The following is a 21,308-nucleotide window of genomic DNA, read 5'->3' as shown; positions in this document are numbered from 1 at the left end:
GCCTTGGGTGAGAAGAAGCAATAGCGAATGCGTGGCATGACGCCTCGAACCCTACTACTAAGGCGTATCAAGCGGACAAGCTGGCAAACGGCAGTGAAGTTCCCAAAGGCAACCGTAGCCTTGATGCGTAAATTAGGCAGGTAAACGATGAAAGATGTATGGCTTATCCCGTGAGACCTCGACAGTCCTCAAGGATAGTAACAACGAATGTCGAGGAGTCAGCAGAGGTCGAAGTAGCCGTTCTCGTGCAGAACAAGGCGAAGAACCGAATAATTCACAACGACAATCATGAATGTATGTTCCGATGTCTTTGCTGACAAGTGGCAACGGTCAAAACGTCAGAGCAATTGACCACATAGAGCTAAGCACGCGAGTATTGGAAGCGGAAATTAAGAAAGAGGGAAGAAGAAACTAATCGAACATGATTAGAGACTATTTGAAAGCGGATTAAACCGCCGTATACCGAATGGCATGTACGGTGGTGTGAGAGGTTAGGAATCGCTTATTCTTCTTCTTGACCTTGAGAATGAAGATAGCTTGCCGGTAGGCTATTTAGTTGATATACAGTAGCTGCTTTAATCGTTGGACGCGCGCAGTATTGCTATTTCTAAAGCTATATGTGCGTTTTTTTGTTTTGCTTTAGTACTCCATTACGGCCTGTTTTCCTATCTTTGTGCTATATGCCGGCAGTGGCTGATTTTTTTGAAAGGAAGGAAAAATGGATAAGAAAAAGCCCCTTGTATTAGTTTGTTTGGATACAGTAGACGAGCTATATCCAATGTTAGAGAAGCACTTTGAGGTAATTCGCCCACCGAAGGGAAGAGATTTTACCAAAGCGGAGATTATAGATCGCATCGGAGAGGTTGATGCACTCTGTAGCGTTTTCGATATCCCTATTGATAGAGAGATAATAGATGCCGGTAGAAATCTTCGTTTGATTTCTAACTATGCGGTCGGATTTAATAACATAGATATTGAGTATTCTCGCGCGAAGGGGATAGCTGTAACCAATACCCCTCAAGCCGTAATTGCGCCTACGGCAGAGCTTGCTTTTGCGCTTATGCTAAGTGCCACGCGTCGACTAGCTGAGTTGGATCGTTTGTTGAGAAAGGAGCAAAGTAATTTGCAACTCAGCCGATTGGATCGTATGGGTGTGGATGTATTTGGCAAAACCCTAGGAATAGCCGGTTTTGGCAATATAGGAAGGGCAGTGGCTATGCGTGCTCAGGCCTTTGGTATGCACATTCTCTATTATAAAAGACACCGCTTGGACACTGCCGAGGAGCAGACCTTGGGGGTGCGTTATGCGACTATAGAGGATCTATTTAGTGAAAGCGACATTCTGTCGCTGCACATGCCATATAATAAGGATTCGCATCATTTTGTAGATGCACAGAGGCTACGCATGATGAAGCCGGAGGCTATTCTGATCAATACTGCACGTGGTGCTGTGGTCGATGAAAATGCTTTGGTAGAGGCTCTTCAGAAGAGCGTAATAGCCGGAGCGGCACTGGATGTTTTTGAGGATAATGATCGACCCGACAAGCGACTATACGATTTAGATAATGTAGTAATGACTCCGCATGTGGGTACGCAAACCTACGATGCAAGGGTTGGAATGGCACGAGAGCTGTGCAACGCTATGGAGGGCTTTTTCTTCCGTAATGGAGAAGGCGTTCCCTTCGTTGTAAGGCCTTAAAATATAGATGAAGCAAGCTGTTCTCTCGTTATTCCTTTGCGGGCTCGCTCTTCTTGGGCTCTTAGGCTGTGCGCAAGAGCGTATCGTCACGGGTGCTCATCATTTGAGTTTCTCGGTTGATACCCTCCGGTTGGATACTCTTTACACACGTATATCTTCCTCAACATCAAGGTTGATAGTGTATAATACCTCTTCCGAGCAGATGCTTTTGGAGCATGTCGCTTTAGTGCAGTCGTCCAATTTCTTTAGAGCTAATGTGGATGGTAGGGCCGGTGCGCAATTTAGTGATATACTAATACCGGCGAAGGACAGCATATTTGTATTTGTAGAGGCAACTTTCCCCGAAGGGGCTTCTGATTTGCCCGAAGAAGAAATAGCGACGCTTCGTTTCCAAAGTGGTAGTCTTGTAGATACCATTCGCATTGAGGCATGGCGAATGAATACGGATCATGCTACTGCGCTGCAAATTGAGCGAGATACACTTTTCACGGGAGGACGCCCTCTCTACTTGCGTGATAGCTTAGTGGTGAAGGAAGGAGTCACTCTTCGTATGGCTGCCGGTACACACATTTTGATGGCTAATAGTGCGCACATTGAGGTGTATGGACGCATAGAGGCTCTGGGTACTCCGGAAAATCCTATAATGATTGAAGGGGTGAGAAGGGATAATCTTGTAAAAGATGTGAATTATCGCCTCATTCCCGGTCAATGGGAGGCACTTCGCTTCTACCCTTCAAGTAGGGATAATCTCCTGCAAAATACAATTGTGCGCAATGGGAGAGGGGGCGTTATTGTAGAAGGGGCTACAATACGCCTTGAAGGGTGTCAAATAACCAATATGAAAGGGGGTGCCGTCTCTGTCGTGCGTGGAGGAAAGGCAGCTTTGGTCAATTGTGAACTCTCAAATACGCTGAGTCATTCCCTTCGATTGGAGGGAGCTTCATGTAATATGTGCTATACAACGATCTGTAATTGGTATCCCTTTGACCTGCGCCAAGGAGAAGCCGTCAGTATAGTGGCTGACTCAACCGGTAAGGAAAGCGAACTCCATGCAGAGGCTTCAGTCGTAGATGGCTCTATGGCGAACGAGGTGCATTGTGATGAAGCTAGTTTAATGCAATTTAATCAGTGCTATATACGCGGTAAAGGACTCGGAGAGGGATCTATAGAAGCAAAGTTGGCGGCAGATTCTACTTATACACACGTTGGACGTAACTTAGAAAAGAACGAATATGACTTCATTTATGATTATCGTCCTTTGCCCAAGGCTCCCTTCGTAGCCCGTCCAACTACTGACCAAACCCCTTTGCATGACCGCTTCGGGGTGCCTCGTACAGCCTCTGCTGCCTGGGGTGCTTATGAGCCGTCTGAAGCGAAGGAGCCCAAAAGAAATAGGAGATGATGCGCATTAGGGAAGCTTCATTTATACTTTCTCTATTCGTGGTGTCGCTTTTCGCGCTGCGTCTCGATATGCGTGCAGGTGACTTCTTCCCCATTCGCATGTTAGATGCTCGAATGGCTACTTTATCTGTGTCCGTAGAAGGTGAGAATGGTACACTTCATAGGCCCTTCCCCTATTATTCACCTACAAAAGGGGAAAAGTTGCTCATTTCATTTGATTTGTTGGATGCTATGCCGGAGGAGATTGGCTATACACTTTCCTATTGTGACGAGTCTTGGCACCCTGTATCAGTGCCGCATGGATTAGCAGTAGTAGGCTTTGCTGAGGGGCTTTTGGCGGCTTCACAACCTTCTGTAATGACTCAGGTGCTGTATCGTCATTATTCGCTCTGTATAGATGCTTCTTCAGAGACAAGGCCTATTCTTCCGGGCAATTGGTTGCTACGCCTTCATTTGCGAAGCGATCCGTCAATCCCTATTGCTGAAGTGGGATTTGCGCTTCTTAAGAATCATTGCGCACTATCAGCCCGAGTGACTCCTTATACCCCCAAAGGCAATTACTCCTCTTACCAAGCGGTGGAGAGTAAAGTATACTTTGACGAAAGGCAAGCATTGCTTGAGAATGGCCCCTATAAGCTTGTAGTGGGACAGAACGGACGTCGCGACAATGTACAAGTGCTGGAAACACCCTCCTTCTTTTCTCCGGAAGAACTTTTTTTTGAGCGAAACGAGGCGGCTGTCTTTGAAGCCGGCAATGAGTATCATTCATTTGAGATGCTGTCAAAAGAGCATAGCAATATGGGCGTGCAGTCACTTCTACCGGGTGTGCCTGAGCAGGCTATACTCTATCCTCAGCACAATAGGAGTGCCCTATCTTATATAGAGGAAAAAGATGCTGATGGGCTTTTTGTAGTGCGCGCTCCCCGAGCTTCTTATGAAGCAGATCTAACAGCGGATTATTATGAGGTGGACTTTCGCTTTTCCTCTGAGCGATTGAAGGATAATGTACTTCTTGTGGGCGAAGCTTTTGAAGCACTTCCTAATGAGGAACGAGTACTTCAGTATAGCACTGAGCGGGGATGCTATGAAGCTACCTTACTACTCAAAGCAGGTTACTACTCCTTCCTTTATGCCTCTGCAGGTGAGCATGGGGCACTAACTACCCGTCTTACAGAAGGCAATCATTACCAAACACAAAATAGTTATACCATTTTGCTCTATCGGGGCGAAATATATCCTTTTTCTCACATGGCTCTTATAGGGGCTTACGAGTGTAGTGATATGAAGAAATAGTGCGTAATAGAACATGGATCGTATTACCCAAACCATTTATCAGGCAATGAGCTATCGCTTGAGAGCGATTGAAAAATATGCCACAAAGGCGGAATCAATACAGGCTGAGCAGTTGAATAGACTGATCGGACGCTTTAATCGCACGCGTTACGGAGAGCAGTTTGCACTTCCGGAGTGTGCCGGCTATACGGAGTGGCAGCGTCAGGTGCCCATTGTTGCCTACGAGGATATTCGCAAACACGTAGAGGAAATGACCCGAGGACAAGAGAATGAGTTGGTGCCGGGCAGTTGCTTGCGCTTTGCCGTGTCAAGTGGAACATCAGGAGGACGCAGTAAATATATACCGGTCAATTCCTTGCATCTTAATAAGTGCCACTTCCGAGGAGCCTCTGATACACTTTGGCTGTACTTGTCGACTCGCCCTGATAGTCGTTTTTTTAGAACAAAGGGGCTGGTATTAGGCGGTAGCCAAAAGCCTGTCGCTTTGACTTCTAAGGTCCGGGTTGGTGATTTAAGCTCTATCCTTGTGGAGAAAATGCCGCTATTGGGCAATCTTTCTCGAGTTCCTAAACGCAGCACACTACAAATGACCGAGTGGAATAGCAAAATAGAGGCTATAATTCATGAGGTGAAGGATGCCAATGTAGGTAGTCTGTCCGGAGTGCCCTCTTGGATGCTCGTGCTTATTAAGCGACTCCTTGAAGCCACCGGTAAAGAGACGCTCTCGGAAATATGGCCTAATTTGGAGGTCTTCTTCCACGGGGGAATCAGTTTTGCGCCCTATAGGGAAGAGTATAGGCGCTTGATCCCTTCAAATAGAATGCAATATAGAGAGACGTACAATGCTTCGGAAGGCTTCTTTGGTATACAGGACGACCCCTCAGATCCCGCGCTTTTGCTTATGCTCGATTATGGGGTTTTCTATGAGTTTATCCCTTTGGATAGCCTTGATAAGGGAAATCTTGAGGCAATTCCGCTGCAAGCAGTAGAAACAGGTAAAACGTATGCCATGCTGATTAGTACGCTGGGAGGGCTTTATCGATATATGATCGGCGATACGGTGCGCTTTACCTCTACGAATCCTTATAAAATAATCATTGCGGGTCGTACCTCTGCCTATATCAATGCCTTTGGTGAGGAGCTTATGGTATTCAATACAGACAAGGCTATAGAGGTGGTTGCTAAGGAGTGTGGCGCATTGGTAAAGGAATATACGGCAGCTCCATGCTTTTTGCCTCAGCAGGGAAAGGGTAGACATGAGTGGGTGGTGGAATTCTCCGTACAACCGGATAATTTAGCTTACTTTGCTCAGCGTCTGGATGAGGAACTTCGCAAGCTGAATAGTGATTACGATGCTAAGCGTTACGATGATATGACGCTACTTCCACTCAAGCTCCATGTCGCCGATACGGGACTATTCGAGCGCTATTTGAGTGATACAAGTCGATTAGGCGGACAGATTAAGATACCCCGTCTTAGAAATGATCGCACTATTGTAGACAAACTTTTGTCCTACGGGTGTACTACAGAGATCAGTCCGAATAAAATAGCACAGGGAGAAATTCCTCCTCTCCGAGATTAATTTAGTTATTGATTTAGTTTGTAAGGAAAAGTGGATAGAACGCCTGTTTGGTGTACAGAGCAACTCTGCCTATTCCTTCTCCTATAGTATAGCAGCATGAATCCTCTTGCTCCCCAAATAAAAGAAGAAGAGATAAATCAGCTCTTCGCTTTTGCAGCACAGCATCCTAAGATTAGGCTTTTAAAGAAGCTGAAGGAAGAGCACAAAGCGCCTTTTTCCTGCAGTGCCACAGGACTGACGGGAAGTAGCGATGCGGTCCTACTGGCTATGCTATCTCAAGCGATGCCCATTATTGCAGTGGCGGAGGACGAGGAGCATGCAGGCTATCTATACTCAGACCTGTCGCAGATCCTTGGTACGGAGTCGCTCTATTTCTTCCCATCTGCCTATCGGCGTCATATTAAATACGGGCATACAGACGAGGCAAATGAGGTAATGCGTACTGAGCTTCTGGCTCAATTGTCTACCGGTAAGAAACCTCATATTGTAACCTATGGAGCTGCATTGGCAGAGCGATTACCGGATGTTACTTTTTTTCAGCAACAATTACTTACCGTGCGAAAAGGGGAGCAGTTGGATACACAGTCGCTCCGCAAATGGTTAGTAGCAGAGGGCTTTACAATAGTTGATTATGTGTACTCTCCGGGCGAGGCGGCTTTTAGGGGGAGTATAATAGATATTTTTGGTTACGGTGGGGAAGAGCCCATACGTATTGATCTCTTTGGAGAAGTAATAGAGAGTGTACGTCGCTTCGCTGTACGGGATCAGCTCTCACTCGGTAGCGTAGACGAGGCAGTTATAGCCGGAAAAAGTAATCGGACCCCCTCTGACGAACATTCTCTTTTACATCGTTTGGCAGCGGAATATCTGGTTTATTTTAGGGATAGGGAGCTTTCTGTAGGGCAGCTTAGACAGCTGAACGCTGAGGAGGCAGTTATTGTAGAGGGCGAGGGCTTTTCTTCCAATGCAGAGATGCAGAGGTTGCTTCTTCCTGCAGAAACTGTGGTTGGCGATGCAGCAGCTTGTTGGCAACTGCTCTCAGCAAGTAGTGATAAAGGGGGTACCTGCATAAGCTTCTTTACTAAACCGCAGCCGGCTTACAATAAGAATTTTGACCTTTTTGTAAAGGCGTTAAAGACCTATTATGAAGAGGGACGAAAAGTTTTCTTCCTTACGGAGAGTGCTTCGCAGGCTGAGCGCCTGAAGGAAATAGTAATGGATATCGGAGGTCCTGAGTATGTGCCGGGGGTGCTTCCCATTACGCTGCATGAGGGATTTGAGGATAGTGAATCCGGTTTAGTATTCATCACAGACCATCAGCTTTTCGAGCGTTATCATAAATACAATATACATGCCGAGAAGATCCGAGGGAATAAGGTTGCCCTTACTTTGGAGGAGCTACAGCGCTTTGCACCGGGTGATTATATAGTACACTATGATCACGGGATAGGCCAGTTTGCCGGTCTATTCAAAACAAAAACCGGTGATGTGGAGCAGGAGGTGATTAAGATAATATACCGAGATAACGACTATATATACGTCAATCTGCACAGCCTGCATAAGCTATCGAAGTATAGAGGTAAAGAGGATGTACCGCCGGAGTTGAGCCGTTTAGGCGGAGGGGCTTGGCAGCGTCTGAAGGATCGTACCAAGAAAAAAGTAAAAGACATAGCGCGCGACTTGATCAAACTTTATGCAGCGCGTAAAGAGTCTGAAGGCTTTGCATTTAGTCCGGATAGTTACCTGCAGCATGAATTAGAAGCCTCTTTTATTTATGAAGAAACTCCCGATCAGCTTGCAGCTATGGAGGCTGTGCGGGCTGATATGGAGAGCGCACGCCCTATGGATCGTCTGATTTGTGGAGATGTGGGCTTTGGTAAGACGGAAGTGGCGATGCGGGCAGCTTTCAAGGCGGTGGCAGATAGCAAACAGGTTGCTGTATTGGTACCCACTACTATTTTAGCCTATCAGCATTATCGTACTTTTGCGGAGCGGTTCAAAGATTTTCCGGTAAATGTGGCTTACTATTCTCGAGCTAAGGGTACTAAAGAGTCAAAGGCCATTTTGGAGGATCTTAAGGCGGGGCGTGTTGATATTATTATTGGAACGCATCGTCTCGTTGGTAAAGAGGTCGTTTTTAAGGATCTTGGCTTATTGATTATAGACGAGGAACAAAAGTTTGGAGTCGCAGTAAAAGAGAAATTGCGGAAGCTTCAGGTCAATGTGGATACGCTTACCATGAGTGCCACACCGATACCCCGTACACTGCAATTCTCACTGATGGGTACGCGTGACCTTTCTAACATAATGACCCCTCCGCGCAATCGCTATCCGGTGACTACTGAGCGGGTGCGTTTTTCCATTCCTCAGATTAAGGAGGCTATTAACTATGAGCTGAGTCGCAACGGGCAGGTCTATTTTGTACATAACCGAATAGGAGATATTGAGGAGGTAGCACGGCAGATCAAGGAGGCAGTGCCGGATGCTCGCATCGCTGTAGGGCATGGACAGATCAATCAAGCAGACTTAGAGAAATTAATCTTAGACTTCTCACGCCATGAATATGATGTATTGGTCGCTACAACGATTATAGAAAATGGTATCGATGTACCGAATGCCAATACCATTTTTATTGATGGAGCAGAGCGCTATGGATTGAGCGATCTGCACCAATTGCGCGGACGTGTGGGACGTAGTAATAAGAAAGCTTTTTGTTACTTGATAACGCCTCCGCCTGAGATGCTAAGCAGTGTGGCGAGACGACGTATTAAGGCGATAGAAACCTATTCGGATTTGGGAAGTGGTATGCGTATCGCGCTGCAAGATCTGGATATACGTGGGGCGGGAAATATTTTTGGAAGCGAGCAGAGTGGCTTTATAGCCGATCTAGGCTTCGATGCGTACCACAAGCTCTTTGATGAAGCTGTACGCGAGGTCAAGGTGGAAGAGTTTCCGGACTTATTTAAGGATGAGGTGGACAAAGCTGTAAATGAAGGGGGTGAAACGCTCTTTGAAAGCGACTTGTTGCTCTCTTTTCCCCCTGAGTATGTCCCTGATGATGGCGAGCGAATTGAGCTGTATCGCCGTTTAGACACCTTGAATGAGAAAGAAGAAATAGAGCAGTTTAAGCGTGAACTTCGCGATCGCTTCGGACCCCCTCCGCAAAGTGCCAATCAGTTAATAGCGGTTCCTCGTGTGCGTACTATAGCCCGGTCATTAGGTTTCAGCAGAGTAGTGCTAAGAGAAGGAATGCTACGTCTCTTCTTACCGGATGACAAGGAGAGCCCTTACTACCATTCGCAAAACTTTGATCGAGTGATTACCTACGCCACTATACATACCGAGCGGTGCCACTTGGAAGAAAATAGGCGGGGAAATCGCTTGCTTCGAATAGAAAAAGTAATGGGGGTATCCGACGCATTGGATACGCTTCGTGCTATTGCTGCCTCAGCGCCTTCTCGTTAGTGAGAAAAACAACCCTCTCTGAGCGCATCGGCAAAGTGCCCTTTGATGAAGATGAAGCGTATAAATGAAGATTTTTTATTACCTTTGCAGCCAGTCTGCCAGCAGTAATAGCTGTAGCAGTACAGTAGTTTGATTAAGTAATAAGAAAAGAACATGTATTTAGATTCTGAAAAGAAAAAGGAAATCTTTGCTAAGTATGGTGCCAATCCGGAGGATACGGGTAGTGCAGAGAGTCAAATAGCTCTATTTAGCTATCGCATTGATCATCTTACAGAGCACCTTAAGCAAAACCCCAAGGACTATGCTACCGCTCGTAGCCTTAAGATGTTAGTAGGTAAGCGTCGTAGACTCCTTGATTATGTAGCTAAGCAAGACATCCAGCGTTACCGCGACTTGATCGCTAAGTTGGGTCTTCGTCGCTAAGCACAAGAGCTTTATCATAGCTCTATAAAAGAGCCTTTCCACATACGTGGGAAGGCTCTTTCTTTTTCTGTTATATATACACTTGTGTGCTAAGTGTTGTCTATATTCTATTAATTTGTTACTTTTGGTGATGAGGTAAATGTCTTTTCGTATCTTTTATTTATTAAAAGGCGTTGTTAAGGTCAATTAAGTTATCCTCGTATGTCCCATGTGACAGAGCATTTGAGTACAAATTATAAATAGAATAAGCCTATGAAAGTTAGTAAGAATGCACAGCACTACATAGATTTAGAAGCTCGCTACGGTGCGCATAATTACCATCCGCTGCAGGTCGTTCTCAGTAAAGGAAGGGGAGCTAAGGTATGGGATGTAGATGGGAAAGAGTATTTTGATTTCCTTTCTTCTTATAGCGCCGTTAATCAGGGGCATTGCCATCCCAAGATTGTTCAAGCACTCAAAGATCAGGCAGATAGGATTTGCCTCACCTCTCGAGCTTTCTACAACGATGCTTTAGGTGAGTGGGAAGAATTCATGCACCGTTACTTTGGTTATGACAAACTTCTTCCCATGAATACAGGAGCCGAAGCAGTAGAAACAGGGCTAAAGCTTGCCCGTCGCTGGGGGTACCGAGTGAAGGGAATCCCGGAAAATGAATCTATCATAGTAGTATGTGAAGGCAACTTCCATGGGCGTACCATTAGTATCGTATCGATGAGTAGCGATCCGGATAGCTATACGGACTACGGACCTTTCACACCGGGGTTTGTAAAAATCCCCTATAACGATGTGTCTGCCCTTGAAAAAGTACTTGAAGAAAAGGGGGATCGCGTAGCCGGCTTCATTGCTGAGCCCATACAGGGCGAAGCCGGGGTAAAAGTCCCCGATGAAGGCTATCTGAAGCGCTGCTACGAATTATGCCATAAGCATCATGCGCTTTTCATTGCCGATGAAGTGCAGACCGGTATAGCGCGTACCGGACGTCGTTTGGCTTGTGACCACGAAAATGTGCGCCCCGACATAGTAATTCTCGGAAAAGCTATCTCAGGCGGTGTACTGCCCGTGAGCTGTGTACTGGCTGATGACGAGATTATGCTTACGATTGCACCGGGAGAGCATGGCTCTACTTATGGAGGCTTCCCATTAGCTGCAAAAGTGTCGATGGCTGCTCTGCAGGTAGTTGAGGAGGAGCATTTGGCTGAGCATGCGGAAAAGTTGGGTGTAATCTTCAGAAAGGAATTGGAGGAATTCCAAACTCCTTTCATTGAGTTGGTACGAGGAAAGGGATTACTCAATGCCATTGTTATTAAACCTCATAATGGCAAAGAGGCATGGGATGTGTGTGAGGCAATGGCGGAAAACGGCCTCCTGGCAAAGCCAACCCATCGCCATATTATTCGTTTGGCTCCCCCTCTCGTTATTACGGAGACTGAGCTGTATGAGGCTCTCGATATTATCAAGAGTACTTTACTATTGCTTGAGTAGAATCGTATGATACAGAGACGTCAGAATACAGGCCGGGTGCTTATGGTGCGCCCGGCATTCTTCGGCTTTAACGAAGATACCGCCTCTAATAACCATTTCCAGCAACGCCCGCTCTCTTCCGATGACCTTACGCACAAAGCGCAAGAGGAGTTTGATGCTTATGTATCTCTGCTCCGTAATGCCGGTGTGGAGGTAATTGTGGTACAGGACAACAATGAGCCACCCACCCCCGATGCGGTCTTTCCAAACAATTGGTTCTCCACCCACGTAACCGGTGAGTTGGTATTGTATCCCATGTTTGCACCCAATAGACAGTTAGAGCGTAAGCAGCAAATATTGCTTACGATCGGCATGATGCCGGGTATCACTAAGATCTTTAATCTTAGTGGCTTTGAAAAAGAGCATCTCTTCCTTGAGGGAACAGGCAGTATGTGCTTAGACCGGGTAAATAGAGTAGTCTATTGCTGTGCATCCGAGCGCTCTGCGGCTCCCGTATTAAAGGAGTTTTGTGACGAAATGGAATACCAAACCGTGTTCTTTCATGCCTCCGACAACGAGGGAAGCCCGATTTACCATACCAACGTAATGATGAGTGTAGCCCGAGATTATGCGGTGGTCTGTATGGAGAGCATACGCAACGCAGAAGAGCGTGAAAGAGTAAGTGCCGCCTTTGCGGCAACCGGTCACGATCTGCTCCCTATATCAGTGGAGCAAATGAATCACTTTGCCGGCAATATGATAGAGCTTGTCAATCAATCCGGTGAGCGGCTCATGGTCATGTCACAAAGTGCTGAGCAGAGCCTTACCGATGAACAGAAAAGCTTTATTCTCTCAAAAGGCAGAATTATTGCGCCCAATCTACATACCATTGAAACGATCGGCGGCGGCAGTGCGCGCTGTATGATTGCTGAAATATTTGTTTGAAATAAGAAAAAGAAATATAGTATGAATAACTCCGTATATCTATTTGAAAAACCCCACAATGAGCCGGTCTATAGTTATGCACCGGGTACTCCTGAACGTAAGAAATTGCAAGAGGCACTCGCTGAATTAGCCTCTCAAAAGCAAGAGATAATGCCTATTATAGGCGGAAAGGAGATCTCCACCGGTAACATGGGTACTGTGGTGATGCCGCATGACCACCACCATGTATTGGCTAACTACCATAAGGTAGGGGAGAAGGAAGTGACTTTAGCCCTTGAGGCAGCACGTAAAGCGCATCACGACTGGAGCAATCTCCCTTGGACGGAGCGCGCTTCCGTGATGATGCGTATCGCACGCCTTATCGCTACTAAGTATCGCTATCAACTGGCTGCTGCGCTTATGCTTGGGCAAAGTAAAAATCCCATGCAGGCAGAGATAGATGCTCCCTGTGAGCTAATCGATTTCCTTACTTTCAGCACCTATTATGCAGGAAAGATTTACAGCGATCAGCCCGTGAGTGACCTGACCATGCTTAACCGAATGGAGTATCGCTCTCTGGAGGGCTTTGTATTGGCCGTTACGCCTTTCAACTTTACCAGTATTGCTTCCAACCTCAACTTAGCTCCCGCTATGATGGGGAATGTAACCGTATGGAAACCCTCTACCACCTCCCTGCTAAGTAATTGGTTACTGATGAAGATTTACAAGGAGGCCGGTCTTCCCGATGGGGTAGTTAACTTCCTACCCGGGCAGGGTGCTCTTATTGGTAGGATCACCACAGCGGCTTCGGACTTGGCCGGCTTCCACTTTACCGGCTCTACGGCTACCTTCAATAGTATTTGGAAAAGCATCGCCGGTAATATTGATCACTATCATACTTATCCACGTATTGTGGGCGAAACCGGGGGAAAGAACTTTGTGATGGTGCACCCTTCAGCTTGTCCCGAAGAAGTCGCTTGCGCTTTGGTTAGAGGCGCCTTTGAGTATCAGGGACAGAAGTGCTCAGCCGCAAGCCGTGCTTATATACCGAGGAGTCTGTGGTCTAAGGTAAAGGAGGTGATGTGCGACATGATCAAGACCATTAAGATGGGTGATGTGTGTGACTTCTCCAATTTTGTAAATGCCGTAATTGATGAAGCCTCTTTCGATAATCTGGCTGCCTACATCAATCGAGCAAAGCAAAGCACCGATGCCGAGATCCTTATCGGAGGAAATTGCGATAAGTCGGTAGGCTACTTTGTGGAGCCTACGGTGATTGTAGAGAACAAACCGGATTATGAAACCATGTGCGATGAGCTGTTTGGGCCTGTGCTAAGTGTATTTGTATATGAGGATAAGGATTACACCGATACACTTCGTTTGGTCGATAAAACATCCCCCTACGGACTTACCGGCTCTATCTTCTCCTACGATCGCTATGCCACGGAAGAGGCGCTTGCTCTCTTGCAACATGCAGCAGGTAACTTCTATATCAATGACAAGCCTACGGGAGCGGTAGTCGGGCAGCAACCTTTCGGTGGCTCGCGTGCCAGTGGAACCAACGACAAGGCCGGTGGTCCCATTAATCTGCTCAAGTGGTGCTCGCCGCGTTGTATCAAAGAAACTTATACGCCGCCTACAGATTATAGGTATCCATTCTTGGGTTAATAGTAACTTTGAAGCGACAAGAAGAAATGATGATGAAAACAGTAAAATCTTTATTACTCCTTTCCTTGCTTAGTCTGCTCCTTTGGGGAACAAAAGGCCAAAGTTTTGCCCAAAGCTCCAGAAAAGTAACGAGAGAAGTACCCATTAGCCAAGTGCGCCAAATAGAAGTAAGTGACAATATTATAGTCGATTTGACGCAAGGAAGTACCGAAAGCGCTGTCATATATACAACCGATAAATTGCTGGGATATGTAGAAGTTAAGCAGGAGGGCGACAAGCTCAGTATACGATTGAAGGAGAGCAATCCCCTGAGACGAATTCGTAAGGAACAATGCGTATTGGTATCCCTTACGCTTCCCTCCCTCAATTCTATTACTCTTACCGGTGCTGCTGAAGTGCGCAGCAAGGGAGATTTTGAGGCTGACAAATTGATCCTCTCTCTCTCCGGAGGTAGTGAACTAAAAGGGCTTAGGGTACTAACGAAAACAACGATTATCTCCCTTTCCGGAGCCTCTGAGCTGGATGGCTCTATAGTAGGAACAGTAAGCTTAGTAGCCTCTGGAAATAGTGAGGGCAATATACACATCGGCAGTGCCCCCATGGTTGTACTCAGTGTTTCGGGGAATAGTGAGATTGAACTCTCCGGAGCGGCTAACCAAACAGAGATTGTGGCCAGTGGAGCTTCGGAAATAGATGCTGATAAGTTTCGTACCGCAGAGGCCGACGTAGTGGCTTCGGGATCTTCCGAGGTGGCTATTGCCGTCTCTCGTAAGCTCGACTATACCCTCTCCGGATCAAGTGAGCTGGAAGTATATGGCAGACCTCAAATCTCGCGCGCCCAACAGACGGGAATGTCGGAATTTATGCTAAAGTAGTACAGCGCATTAGCAGCTCAGAATGCAAGAGTGTGCAAGTAGATAAACGGCTTGCACACTCTTTTTTTTTACGCCTGAGGAGGATAACCCATACGTTCTGATCTTTTCTGTCAAATATCTGTACCATTCAAGCAAAACATCTGTATCTTTCAAACGAAACATCTGTATCTTTTCCCTTCCCGATTAAATGGGGTTGCCACACAACCGGTTTGGGGAAAGAGAAGGCACGTATGCCCGGCTTTATTCGTTTATATCTATTCCATTGATACTACCGAAGTACGCCGAATTAGATCCGAATGAAAAATTTTTTTGTACCGGATGAAAAAATTTTTTCTTCGCCAACAAAAATATTTTTCTTCGTGATGAGATTTTCGTTTGCTCGTGGTGCTTTTTCTAAAGGATGGCTTACGCTGAATTATTTATAGGGATATAAAAAATGACCCTACTTCTCGTAGGAGAAATAGGGTCGTATAAAGTTTCTTTATTGACTCAACAAAGGGAGCTTAGTGAGCGCGCTCTAATTCAACGGTGAAGTGGCGCATTACAGGAAGCTCCTTAGTGATAACGAAACCGCGCGTAATGGACTCGCGACGATCGTACACATTCTTCATGGCAGCTGCAATCACATCCATGTGGTTATTGGTGTATGTACGTCTCGGAATAGCCAAACGGAGCAACTCGAGCCTCGGATAGCGGTTCTCACGGGTTACGGGATCGCGGTCTGCAAGTATCGTTCCAATTTCAACCCCACGAATGCCGGCTTCTAAGTACAATTCAATAGCTAAGGTTTGTGCAATGAACTCCTCTTTGGGGGTATGCGTAAGTACCTTCTTTGCGTCAATGAAGATAGCGTGTCCTCCGGCAGGTCGCTGGTAAGGAACTCCGTATTCGTCTAACTTAGCAGCAAGATATTCCACCTGCTTAATACGTGTTTCAAGCGTGTCGAACTCTGTACCCTCATCTAAACCTTGCGCAAGCGCATTCATATCGCGCCCCGACATACCTCCGTAAGTGATAAAGCCTTCGTTCATCACGCAGAACATCTGACATTTGCGCCAGAGAGCTTCGTCGCGGAAAGCTACGAATCCACCCATATTCACGATGGCATCCTTCTTGCTGCTCATCGTCATAATGTCTGCATACGAGAGCATTTCTTTCGTGATCTCCTTGATTGTCTTGTCCTTATACTCCGGCTCGCGCGTTTTGATGAAGTAAGCATTTTCAGCGAAACGAGCACCGTCAATCTGCACTAGAACGCCATACTTGTGGCAAAGCGCACTTGTTTCGCGTATGTTCTTCATGCTCACGGGCTGACCTCCGGCTGTGTTATTGGTGATTGTCAAAACAACGCAAGGAATATCCTTCTTGTCGCGTGACTTAAGGGCAGCCTCTAATTTGTTGAGATCCATTTCGCCCTTGAAAGGAATTTCGAGCTGTGTGTCGGCAGCTGCATCTATGGTGCAGTCCAAAGCAATAGCCTTACGGAACTCAATATGACCCTTCGTGGTGTCGAAGTGTGAGTTGCCGGGCACCAAATCACCCTCTTTCAGAATAGATGAATAGAGTACATTCTCTGCCGCACGACCTTGGTGTGTAGGCAAGAAGTAGTCAAAGCCTAAGATATTTTTGATGGCATCCTTCATCTTGTAGTATGAAGAGGCACCGGCATAGCTCTCATCGCCTAACATAATGGCTCCCCACTGCTTGTCGCTCATAGCACCTGTGCCGGAGTCGGTGAGTAGGTCGATATAAACCTGTTCGCTCTTTAAATTGAAGAGGTTGTACTTAGCCTCCTTGATCCACTTTTCACGCTCTTGGCGTGTGCTGCGCCTAATAGGCTCAACCATCTTTATACGATAGGATTCTGCAAAAGGTAATTCCATATAATTTATGACTTAATAGTTTATTGTTTCGTTTGTAGTTTTCTTATAGGTTGTTGCTCTGCTCTTGCAAAAATACGGAAAATAAAGCACAACAATGTGATAATGCCGTTGTAAGTGGATATTTGAAAAGAAGTGGATTGAGCGAAAAGGCATCCTTCTTTCACTTATACATTGCCCAAAGCCTTTGACATAAGGCTGTAGCATGGGGCTAAGTGAAGTCGTAATTGCCGGAGATCCAAGCCCGGTAGAGGATAGTAATCCTAAGATAAGGGCATTACATCGCTTTTCTTCCGTTGGTGACAGGGGATAAAAACTTAGGGAGGAGTCGCGACTTTTCGTCTCGGCTCCTCCCTAATAGAATTTTAAATTTCCAATATTACTTGGAAAGTGGGCAGTTTTTACTTCTTCTCTTCAGGAGCAGGAGTTTCTGCAGCTGTTACCTTAACTGTAAGGTCGGTAGCAGCTTCTATATTGCGATCAGCATCGTAAAGTACAGCCTTGATGGTACAAGAACCTTCCTTGAGACCCTTCACTACGAGTGTTCTCGTATTGATGTCAGCTATAGCCTTGTCTGAAACGAACCATTTAATATCCCTTACCTTTTGTTCGGGTTCGATTTTCACTTCAAGAGGTTCACTAGACTTTCCTGCAACGATAGTCAGTTCAGAAGGTGTGATCTTGATAGTCTTCGTATAGGTGGGTTGTTCATCAGACTTACAAGAAGTAGCAAACAAAGCTACCATAGCAAGCGAGGCAAATGCAATAAATAATCTTTTCATACTCATTAGTTGATTTGTTGTGATAAATCTTTTTTTTGCTTTTCTAAGTTTCTCTTACTTGTAGAAATGTACGCAGTGTAAATTTCTGCAGATAGAAAAAATTACTTTTTTACAAGCACTTTGATACCACAGGTCTTATCACCGGCCTTAATAACTATATCCGCTTCTCCCGGGCCTACAGCTGTAATTACAAGCCCTTCTACGGTAGCCACTTCAGTATTGCTGCTCTCCAATACAGGATCTGCGGCACCTAAGGGAACAACCTCAATATCGTTAGCTGTATGTGTTCTACCAACCCTCAGGCTTACAAAGGCCCTTTGTACAGATACGCTTTGTACATCTATTTTAGGCCATTTTGTCTTTGGTTCGCATGAGGTGGCGAGAAGTAAAAAGCCGAAAGAGAGCACTAATGCACTCGCAAATAGTTTCTTCATTGTTATATTCTATTCCTTATCATTAACTTCAAACCTTAAGCACCTTTCGCTCTTTTCAGAAAGAGGGGTACGCGCTTCAATGTACAGCAAAGATAAAGAAACTATTTTATATGACAAGAGCAAAGATTAATATATTTGCGTTACCGTGCCTATTGTATCTACTTCAATATGCTAAAGCAGAGGCATTGTTTTGCATTATTATGAAATATTGAAGGGTGCGAGGGAATGCGTTCTGTAGCCTTTCTGTTTCCATATTTTGGTAAAGAATTTGTTCTTTGCCAGCTCTCTTGTGGCGCAAGTTTTGTTATTCGGAGGTTACATAAGGAAGAAAAGGAAGCCTTGAATAGTGGTTTCTACCACAAATTATTTGTTACCTTTGTGAAAACAATTGTGAAACTAATATTTACACAGGAAACCTGAAACCCAACATTTATGAAAAGAAACGTATTGAAAGTATGGAATGTGGTACTATCATTAGGTGCCATGACGCTTCTACTCGCCTCTTGTTCATCTAAGGAGCAAGCTAATATAGAGGCCGATATTCTAAAGGTACAAGTAAGCGGAGTAAAGCTAATCCGTGAAGCTGTGATAACTAACGATGCCGTAACAATGGTTGCTGCACCGGGTGAAGATGTGACGGCTGTAGTACCTACCTTTATTTTAAGTGAAGGCGCAACGATTACTCCTGCCAATGGAGCCGCTCAGGACTTCACCAATCCGGTTATCTATACCGTAACTGCTGAGGACAAAGTGACGCAGAAGAAATATACGGTTTCGATTAATGTACTCCCCCAAGAGAAGAAAGAGAAGATTGTGACTTATAGCTTTGAGGATATTCGTTTACAGAAGGATACTTATCAGGTATTTCTCATCAAGGGAGAGAATGGAGCTCCCGATAGCGAATGGGGTAGTAGTAACTTGGGCTATGCGCTTACAGGAATGGCTAAAACACCGGAAGACTTCCCTGCTACACAAGCTGCAGACGGATATAAGGGAAAATGTCTGAAGTTGACAACTAAGGATACGGGAGAGGCCGGTAAAATGTTTGGAGCTCCTTTGGCAGCCGGAAGTTTATTCTTGGGCGTTTTGGATGCGAAAAATATTGCTACGGACCCTCTTAAGGCAACCCAATTTGGTATACCTGTAACCCAAGTTCCTACCAAGCTAACCGGTTACTATAAGTACACTGCAGGCAAGAAGTACATGGAAAATGGAAAGGAGGCTGCTGGTAAGAAGGATCACTTTGATATTTATGGTATCTTCTACGAGGTTACTCCGGAAGTGCCTATGCTGGATGGTACAAATGCCAAGACAAGCCCCAATATAGTATTGATGGCTCAGATAGAGAGTACCGGTGAACCTACAGAGTGGACTGCCTTTGAGATCCCCTTCAAGGTAATGAATGGTAAAAAGGTGGATGCACAGAAGTTAGCAGAAGGTAAATATAACTTCTCTATAATCATTAGCTCCAGTGCAAACGGTGCTTCATACTCAGGTGCCGTAGAGAGTACTCTCTTGATGGACGAGTTGTCTGTACACTATACGGCAGAGTAATAAAATACTGTAATGATGCGTACCTGTAGGCTACTTATTGCCTTATTGCTTCTTTCCCTTCCCACATTGGTACAAGCAAATCCGTTTGATCGGATGCGTGAGAAGGGTTGGACCTTTGAATTGCGTGCCGGGTGTAATCTGGGGGGAGTGACACCTATACCCTTACCCGCTGAAGTACGTAAGATTGAGCACTTCAATCCTCGGTTTAATGCACAGTTGGAGCTTACGGCTACTAACTGGATGCAGGAGCATATAGGGCTTTCTTTAGGATTGCGTTTTGAGCAGATGGGCATGGAAACAAAGGCCCAAGTGAAGAACTATAAGATGGAGCTGATCAATGAGGGCGCAGTAATGACAGGTGTGTGGACCGGTTGTGTACAGACTACCTTCTCTGCCGCCTATCTGACTCTGCCCTTACAGATGGTCTACCGCTTTAACGATGCAATCAAGTTCAGCGCAGGTACCTACTTTTCTTGGCGATTCGATGGAGACTTCCACGGGGTCGTCTCGGATGGTCACTTCCGTCGCGGATCTTCCACAGGTGAGAAAATAGTATTTGATGAGGATACGAAAAGCCCCTATACGTTTAAGGATTACCTTTCTCCCATCTCTGTAGGAATTCAGTTGGGAGGGAGTGCCCGTGTCTACAAGAACTTATTGTTCTTCGCGGATATGAAGTATGGGCTCAATGGTATCTTCAAGAAGAACTTTAAAACGCTCTCATTTGCCATGCATCCCTTCTATTTGGGTACGGGGTTTGCGTATAGGTTTTGAGTGAGCGTGCACATTTCTATGAGCAGACGAGGGGTACTGAGGTTGTACCCCTCGTTTCTTATTTAGCTTGGTTAGTCGCTTGAAAGTATCTTAATGCGGTAAAATAGTATTTCACTAACTTTGCGGTCGCAAGGCTCAAAAAAGAAGATATGAAACCGACATTGCTAATCATGGCCGCCGGTATGGGTAACCGATATGGCGGATTGAAACAATTGGATCGATTGGGTCCTACCGGTGAGACAATACCGGACTACTCCGTTTATAATGCGCTACAAGGGGGTTTTGGCAAGGTGGTATTTGTAATTCGTCATAGTTTTGAAGCAGAATTTCGAAGTGCTGTACTCTCTCGCTACGAGGGCAAGATAGCTACAGATGTGGTTTATCAGGAGCTGGATGCCTTGCCCGATGGCTTTACTGTACCTGATGGGCGTACCCGTCCATGGGGCACCGGGCACGCAATGCTTATGGCTAAAGAGCTGATCAAGGAACCTTTTTGCGTAATCAACGCAGATGATTACTATGGGGCAGAGGCCTTTCGCATTATGGCAGCAGCGCTTTCTGCGCTTCCGAAGGGGAGTGTCGGCAGCTATTTCACAGCAGGATACCGTTTGGGGCTTACTTTGAGTGAGAGCGGTTCGGTTTCGCGCGGTATCTGCACAGTGAGTGATAAGGGATTGCTTACAAGGATTGAAGAGCATAAGGAGCTTTTACGACAGGGCGAGCAGATAGTGGATCTGCCTACAGCGCACACCTTCTCACCCGATACCTTTGTGTCGATGAATTTTTGGGGATTTACTCCCGATTTATTTGAGCACACAGAGCAACTCTTCAGGCAGTTCTTGATGGAGCACGCTAAGGAGGAGAAAAGTGAATTCTATATACCTACAGTGGTGGATTATCTGATTAAGTCAGGTAAGGGTACCTTCAAAGTACTCCCTACTGAGGAGAGCTGGTTCGGCGTTACTTATAGTGCTGACCGTCCAATGGTTGTAGAGCGCCTTCGTCAGTTGCATGAGAAGGGCGTCTATCCAACCCCTTTGATGAGTAAATAATAAGAGAATATCCTTTCGTTAGGATAATAGTAGAAAAGATT

At 45.8% G+C, this 21,308-nt stretch carries 16 protein-coding genes; 13 read left to right on the top strand and 3 right to left on the bottom strand.

Features of this window, described 5'->3' with window-relative positions; genetic code table 11:
• The first annotated feature begins 718 nt into the window (after nt 1–718).
• From ACLWMH_RS06195 to ACLWMH_RS06150, 10 genes are all read left to right on the top strand, one after another.
• Nucleotides 719–1,699, top strand: a complete 981-nt coding sequence (locus ACLWMH_RS06195) for an NAD(P)-dependent oxidoreductase (RefSeq protein ID WP_411915837.1) — start codon at nt 719–721, stop codon at nt 1,697–1,699.
• 7 nt (nt 1,700–1,706) lie between these two features.
• A complete protein-coding gene (locus ACLWMH_RS06190) occupies nt 1,707–3,101 on the top strand; it encodes a right-handed parallel beta-helix repeat-containing protein (protein ID WP_411915836.1) in 1,395 nt (464 codons plus the stop codon).
• Nucleotides 3,098–4,393 (top strand): type IX secretion system plug protein, encoded by a 1,296-nt coding sequence (locus ACLWMH_RS06185; RefSeq protein ID WP_411915835.1) that lies wholly within the window; start codon nt 3,098–3,100, stop codon nt 4,391–4,393. The genes ACLWMH_RS06190 and ACLWMH_RS06185 overlap by 4 nt, the downstream gene beginning before the upstream one ends.
• Before the next feature lie 13 nt (nt 4,394–4,406).
• A complete protein-coding gene (locus tag ACLWMH_RS06180; RefSeq protein ID WP_411915834.1) occupies nt 4,407–5,975 on the top strand; it encodes a GH3 auxin-responsive promoter family protein in 1,569 nt (522 codons plus the stop codon).
• Between the two features lie 96 nt (nt 5,976–6,071).
• Complete coding sequence (mfd, locus tag ACLWMH_RS06175; RefSeq protein ID WP_411915833.1) at nt 6,072–9,440, top strand: transcription-repair coupling factor; 3,369 nt, start codon at nt 6,072–6,074, stop codon at nt 9,438–9,440.
• Between the two features lie 153 nt (nt 9,441–9,593).
• Nucleotides 9,594–9,863: a 30S ribosomal protein S15 gene (rpsO, locus tag ACLWMH_RS06170; protein ID WP_411915832.1), complete on the top strand. Its 270-nt coding sequence runs from the start codon at nt 9,594–9,596 to the stop codon at nt 9,861–9,863.
• Nucleotides 9,864–10,115: 252 nt separating this feature from the next.
• Nucleotides 10,116–11,345 carry an ornithine--oxo-acid transaminase gene (rocD, locus tag ACLWMH_RS06165; RefSeq protein WP_411915831.1) on the top strand — a complete coding sequence of 410 codons (1,230 nt, stop codon included), beginning with the start codon at nt 10,116–10,118 and terminating at the stop codon, nt 11,343–11,345.
• Between the two features lie 6 nt (nt 11,346–11,351).
• Nucleotides 11,352–12,269 (top strand): citrulline utilization hydrolase CtlX, encoded by a 918-nt coding sequence (ctlX, locus tag ACLWMH_RS06160; protein ID WP_411915830.1) that lies wholly within the window; start codon nt 11,352–11,354, stop codon nt 12,267–12,269.
• A gap of 21 nt (nt 12,270–12,290) precedes the next feature.
• Nucleotides 12,291–13,916 carry an L-glutamate gamma-semialdehyde dehydrogenase gene (gene pruA, locus ACLWMH_RS06155; RefSeq protein ID WP_411915829.1) on the top strand — a complete coding sequence of 542 codons (1,626 nt, stop codon included), beginning with the start codon at nt 12,291–12,293 and terminating at the stop codon, nt 13,914–13,916.
• An 8-nt stretch (nt 13,917–13,924) separates the two neighbouring features.
• Complete coding sequence (locus ACLWMH_RS06150; RefSeq protein ID WP_411915828.1) at nt 13,925–14,791, top strand: head GIN domain-containing protein; 867 nt, start codon at nt 13,925–13,927, stop codon at nt 14,789–14,791.
• Nucleotides 14,792–15,294: 503 nt separating this feature from the next.
• Here ACLWMH_RS06150 and ACLWMH_RS06145 read toward each other — a convergent pair.
• The 3 genes from ACLWMH_RS06145 to ACLWMH_RS06135 form a co-directional block, all read right to left on the bottom strand.
• Nucleotides 15,295–16,674: a tryptophanase gene (locus tag ACLWMH_RS06145; protein WP_411915827.1), complete on the bottom strand. Its 1,380-nt coding sequence runs from the start codon at nt 16,672–16,674 to the stop codon at nt 15,295–15,297.
• Between the two features lie 398 nt (nt 16,675–17,072).
• The gene (locus ACLWMH_RS06140; RefSeq protein WP_411915826.1) at nt 17,073–17,453 is read right to left on the bottom strand and encodes an Ig-like domain-containing protein; all 381 of its coding nucleotides are present in this window, start codon (nt 17,451–17,453) and stop codon (nt 17,073–17,075) included.
• A 101-nt stretch (nt 17,454–17,554) separates the two neighbouring features.
• The gene (locus ACLWMH_RS06135; protein ID WP_411915825.1) at nt 17,555–17,887 is read right to left on the bottom strand and encodes an Ig-like domain-containing protein; all 333 of its coding nucleotides are present in this window, start codon (nt 17,885–17,887) and stop codon (nt 17,555–17,557) included.
• A gap of 432 nt (nt 17,888–18,319) precedes the next feature.
• On the opposite strand from ACLWMH_RS06135, the gene ACLWMH_RS06130 reads away from it, so the two are divergent.
• The 3 genes from ACLWMH_RS06130 to ACLWMH_RS06120 all read left to right on the top strand — a co-directional run bounded on the left by ACLWMH_RS06130 (nt 18,320) and on the right by ACLWMH_RS06120 (nt 21,267).
• Nucleotides 18,320–19,441, top strand: coding sequence for a PCMD domain-containing protein (locus ACLWMH_RS06130; RefSeq protein WP_411915824.1), 1,122 nt, complete (start codon nt 18,320–18,322; stop codon nt 19,439–19,441).
• A 12-nt stretch (nt 19,442–19,453) separates the two neighbouring features.
• On the top strand, nt 19,454–20,215 hold the full coding sequence (locus ACLWMH_RS06125) for a porin family protein (RefSeq protein WP_411915823.1): 762 nt from the start codon (nt 19,454–19,456) through the stop codon (nt 20,213–20,215).
• Nucleotides 20,216–20,364: 149 nt separating this feature from the next.
• Complete coding sequence (locus tag ACLWMH_RS06120) at nt 20,365–21,267, top strand: glycosyltransferase family protein (protein WP_411915822.1); 903 nt, start codon at nt 20,365–20,367, stop codon at nt 21,265–21,267.
• The last annotated feature ends 41 nt before the right edge of the window (nt 21,268–21,308 follow it).

The sequence above is a fragment of the Porphyromonas miyakawae genome (genome assembly GCF_045865415.1).
Lineage (GTDB): Bacteria > Bacteroidota > Bacteroidia > Bacteroidales > Porphyromonadaceae > Porphyromonas > Porphyromonas miyakawae.
The sequence above is the reverse complement of the archived record's forward strand: the minus strand, read 5'-3'. Positions and strand labels throughout refer to the sequence as shown.